This is a genomic window from Phenylobacterium sp. (genome assembly GCF_035276905.1).
GTDB lineage: Bacteria > Pseudomonadota > Alphaproteobacteria > Caulobacterales > Caulobacteraceae > Phenylobacterium.
This window is the reverse complement of record NZ_DATELG010000113.1, coordinates 1-4,025: the sequence shown is the minus strand read 5'-3', so window position 1 is coordinate 4,025 and position 4,025 is coordinate 1. Positions and strand designations below refer to the sequence as shown.

At 69.8% G+C, this 4,025-nt stretch carries 5 protein-coding genes; 2 read left to right on the top strand and 3 right to left on the bottom strand.

The annotated features are described in order from the left end of the window. Positions 1-771: pitrilysin family protein (locus VJS38_RS05160; RefSeq protein ID WP_324087083.1), on the bottom strand; the 771-nt coding region annotated here is incomplete at its 3' end. 228 nt (positions 772-999) lie between these two features. Here VJS38_RS05160 and welK point away from each other — a divergent pair. After that, positions 1,000-2,100 (top strand): beta-1,4-glucuronosyltransferase WelK, encoded by a 1,101-nt coding sequence (gene welK / locus VJS38_RS05155; protein ID WP_324087082.1) that lies wholly within the window; start codon positions 1,000-1,002, stop codon positions 2,098-2,100. Between the two features lie 48 nt (positions 2,101-2,148). Here the strand turns inward: welK and VJS38_RS05150 are convergent, their stop codons facing one another. Together VJS38_RS05150 and VJS38_RS05145 are read right to left on the bottom strand one after the other, a co-directional pair. Then, positions 2,149-3,000 carry a PEPxxWA-CTERM sorting domain-containing protein gene (locus VJS38_RS05150; RefSeq protein WP_324087081.1) on the bottom strand — a complete coding sequence of 284 codons (852 nt, stop codon included), beginning with the start codon at positions 2,998-3,000 and terminating at the stop codon, positions 2,149-2,151. Positions 3,001-3,090: 90 nt separating this feature from the next. Continuing rightward, complete coding sequence (locus VJS38_RS05145) at positions 3,091-3,495, bottom strand: hypothetical protein (RefSeq protein ID WP_324087080.1); 405 nt, start codon at positions 3,493-3,495, stop codon at positions 3,091-3,093. Between the two features lie 395 nt (positions 3,496-3,890). On the opposite strand from VJS38_RS05145, the gene VJS38_RS05140 reads away from it, so the two are divergent. Next, the coding region (locus VJS38_RS05140; protein ID WP_324087084.1) for an NAD-dependent epimerase/dehydratase family protein at positions 3,891-4,025 on the top strand (135 nt) is incomplete at its 3' end.

The following is a 4,025-nucleotide window of genomic DNA, read 5'->3' as shown; positions in this document are numbered from 1 at the left end:
CACCGGCGCGGCAGGGCGCTCGACGGCGCCGAAATAGCGGTCGACCCAGGCGGCCAGCGCGCTCGCGTCGAAGCGGCCGACGACGAGGAGGCTGGCGTTGTCCGGCCGATAGTAGCGCGCGTGGAAGGCCTGGACGTCTTCGAGGGTGGTTGCGCGCAGGTCGCGCAGCGAGCCGATCGCCGGACGCTGGTAGCCGGGCGCTGTGAAGGCGGCGGCGGGGACGTCGAACAGGAAGAGCCGGCCGTACGGGTCGTCGAGCACGTCCTCGCGAAGCTCCTGGCCGACGACCGATCGCTCCGAGACCAGATCCCCCGGCGTCAGCGCCAGCCCGCCCATCCGCTGCGCCTCGGCCCACAGGATCGGCTCGAGCTGGCTGGCCGGGACGGTCTCGTGGAACTCGGTGTAGTCGACGTTGGTGGAGGCGTTGCCGAAGCCGCCGACCCGTTCGGTCAGCTGGTCGATGTACTCGGCCGGCATGTCGCGCGTGGCCTTGAACATCAGGTGCTCGACGAGATGCGCCAGGCCCGAGCGGCCGGGCAGATCGTCGCGCGAGCCCACCTCGTACCAGACCTGCACGCTGACGTCGGTGCGCGTGGCGTCCGGCACGCTGTAGACCTTCAGGCCGTTGGGCAGCACGTGGAGCGTCCACTCGACCGTCGGCAGCCGGACCGGCTCGGCCTGCGCCATGGCGCCGGTAAAGAGGGCCAGTGCGAACCCCAAGACCGCCGCCGCCGCGCCCCGCATCGCGTGCACCTCCCGGTCGGGAGCCAAGCACGCCTGGGCGCGGGGCGCGCTCGGGGGAATCCCCGAATGCGGGCGCCGCAGCGCCGGGCGCCCCGAGGAGGCTCAAGCCTGCGCTTGTTTGTCGCCTATGCCTTCCCTGGAAAGGCGGGCAGCAATGCTGCCGGGCGCGTCGTCAAGCGACGCCGGTCCATCGCCGCTTCATCACTCCTTTACAGCGCCGAGTGAAGCTGTCCGCGGTGCTACCGAGAGGCGGAGATGGTCGGCAGTAACAGCGCTACGTTGGACCGCGAAGACGCATCCGCTCGAGCCGGCCGGCGGCTCAAGCTCTGTCTTGCGGCGTCCGGCGGCGGTCATGTTCGCCAGTTGCTGGACCTGCAGCCCATCTGGTCGGAGCACGATCATTTCTTCGTCACCGAAGAGACGGCGCTGGGGCAGTCGCTAGGTGACGACGTTCGCACCCATTTCGTGCCGCACTTCGCCTGGGGACAGGCCAAGCTTGGGGCTCCGCTGCGAATGCTGCGGCGGGCGGTCGCCAGCGCTTTCAAGTCCTTCAGCATCATCCTAGGCGAACGTCCCGACGTGGTGATCAGCACGGGCGCCGGGGCGGTCTTCTTCGTCGTGCTGTTCGGCCGCCTGCTCGGCGCGCGGATCATCGTCGTGGAGTCCTTCGCGCGGTTCGAGCGGCCGTCGCTCTTCGGGCGGCTGGCAGGGCCGCTCGCGCATCACCTCGTCGTGCAGTCCGCGCGCCTTTCGAAATACTATCCGAAGGCCAAGGTCTTCGATCCGCTGAAGCTGCTCGACGACGAATGCCCCGCGAAGCGGGACCTGCTGTTCGCAACCGTCGGCGCGACGCTGCCATTCGATCGGCTGGTCGACAGCGTAGCCCAGTTGAGCCAGGACGGAACGATCTCCGAAGCTGTGACGATACAGACCGGCATTGGCGGCCGGCGGCCCGATGGCGTGTCGGTTTCGGAGACCCTGCCGTTCGGCGAGGTCCAAGCCTTGCTGCGCGAAGCGTCCATCGTCGTCTGCCACGGCGGCACGGGCTCGATGATCACGGCGCTGCGGCAGGGCTGCCACGTGATCGCCATGCCGCGGCAGGCGAAGGCAGGCGAACACTACGACGATCACCAGATGGAGATCGTCGACGCCTTCCAGAAGCGCGGGCTGGCGATGCGGGCCGACACCGTCGAGGATCTGCGCGAGGCGCTCGCCGTCGCCCGCCAGCGGCCGCGGGTCAAGGCGACGACCGAGCCGACCGAACTCATCGCTTTTCTGCGGGGGGTGATGGAGTCGGTGGCGGCGGACGACCGAGGCGCGCGTCCGGCGGTGGCCGCCGACAGGGCGCCTGCCTGAACCTGCCGGCGTCGCCGTCGAGGCCGGCGCCGAAAACCGCAGTCCGGGTCAGTCCGCCACAGGCGGCGAGTAGATGTGACCCGGCCTGTCCCGTCGGCCGCGGAGCGCGCCGCCGATCAGACCGAACCCCATGATCATCATCAGCCAGCTCTGGGGCTCGGGCGCCGGCGACAGCGGCTGGCCTGGTGACCGGGGCCAATCCTTTGGCGGCCATTGCGGATCGCCCGGTTGATGCGGCCCCTCGTCGGGATCGACGACGTAAGGCGGCTCCCGGGGGCCGCCAGGCCCGCTGGGGCCGGTCTGCTCCCACGGGTCGCCGGAATCAACCGAAGGGGCGTCGCCGCCGGGCGAAGAGCCGCCACCGCCACCGCCACCGCCTCCTCCACCGCCACCACCGCCGCCGCCACCGCCACCTGCGCTGCGTCCGCCGCCGTTTGCGCTGAAGCCGGGCGCATAGTGGGCCAGCGTTGGGCCGTAGGCTGGCGGGGCGTCCCAGGGGGCGTGAGCGCCGCCCTCGACGGCGTCGTTCAGGTGGCCGCCGACGTTTTCGGAGGCAGGGGGCGTCTGCTGTTCGCTGGGGAAATTGGCGCCGGACGTTCCCCCGTCGGCGGGGGTGGGGTGGGGCGCGGAGAAGCGCTGAGCACCATCGGCCGTGTGGTTCTGGCCGCCGCCGGCCGCGCCGCCGGGGCCGGCGCCTGGTTCCGGGGCCCCCCCGCCGGCCTCACTCGGCGGAACGTCGGCGTCGCCGGTCCGATGGAACGGCGGTGATGCGGCCAGCGTGCTGATGCCGGTGATCGCCGCGACCAAGGCGAGGTGGGTGAAGCGTCGGCGCCAGATGATGCGGCGCCAGGCGCGCCGGTCGCGAGCTTGCGGCCCCGTAGTGTCTGTCCTATCGCCCAAAATGACACGCTCCCAGACAGAATGCCGGGAGCGCGGCAAGTGGCGTGCCGATCGGTCTCTTGGGCCGGCGCCGCGCCCGGGTCCCGCTGGCTACGGCTTGGCGGGAGCGGCCGGGCCGGATTTGGCGGCTTGCGGGGCCGGGCCTTGGGCCGCTGGCGGGGCCGCCGTCGCATTGCCTTCCGCTGAGGGCGCAACGCCGCCAGGGATCCGGTGAACCACCCCGCTACGCAGGGGCGGCTCGCCTGCGGGGACCAACTCAAGGCAGCCTTGGCCGGGAATGCAGCCGATCACCTGACCGGTGAAGCGGTCGAGCCGGGCTGGAACGCCGGCGGCGACGCCGATCTCATACCGGCTGAACCAGACCGCCGCGGCGCCCAGCAGGACCAAGGCCGCCAGACTCACGATCAAGGCCCACTCGGCGGGGCCGAGCGTCGCGGTGCTGCTGCTGCCGGCGGGCGGCGTCCTTACATTGGTAGGCTTCGACCATGGGCCCATCAGGATCTCCTCGTTTCGGCGTCGCGCGGCTGAAAGAAGCACGCGCCCCCTTTCCGCATCGTTCGCCACTTCGCCGCGAAGAAGGGCGGCGTGCGACGCTCTCCCACTACCCCGGCTGTCGATCCGGCTCAAACGGTGGGTGATCGTCTGGCCGGGGCGGGAGCGGTGCGAACGTCCGGTCGCCCTGTCATCAATTTTTTACAATCAAGATGATTTCTTTGATGGTTTCGAGCACGTGGATCGTATCCAGATTGGCGCGTAACGGAGCCGCTGTTAATAACGCTGTGATGTTTTGCGCTGTCTATTCAATAGAATTTCAGGGCGCCGGTCGGCCCAGGAAGGGCATCGAATTCTATGGACCTGGGTGGGATTTGTAAAATGGAGTCGCCGACCGCATGAAGATCCTGATCACCGGGGGCGCCGGATTCATCGGATCGGCCGTGGTGCGACGCGCGGTCGCCGACGGCTGGGAGGTGGTGAACCTCGACGCCCTGACCTATTCCGCCAATCTGGAGAACGTGGCCTCGGTC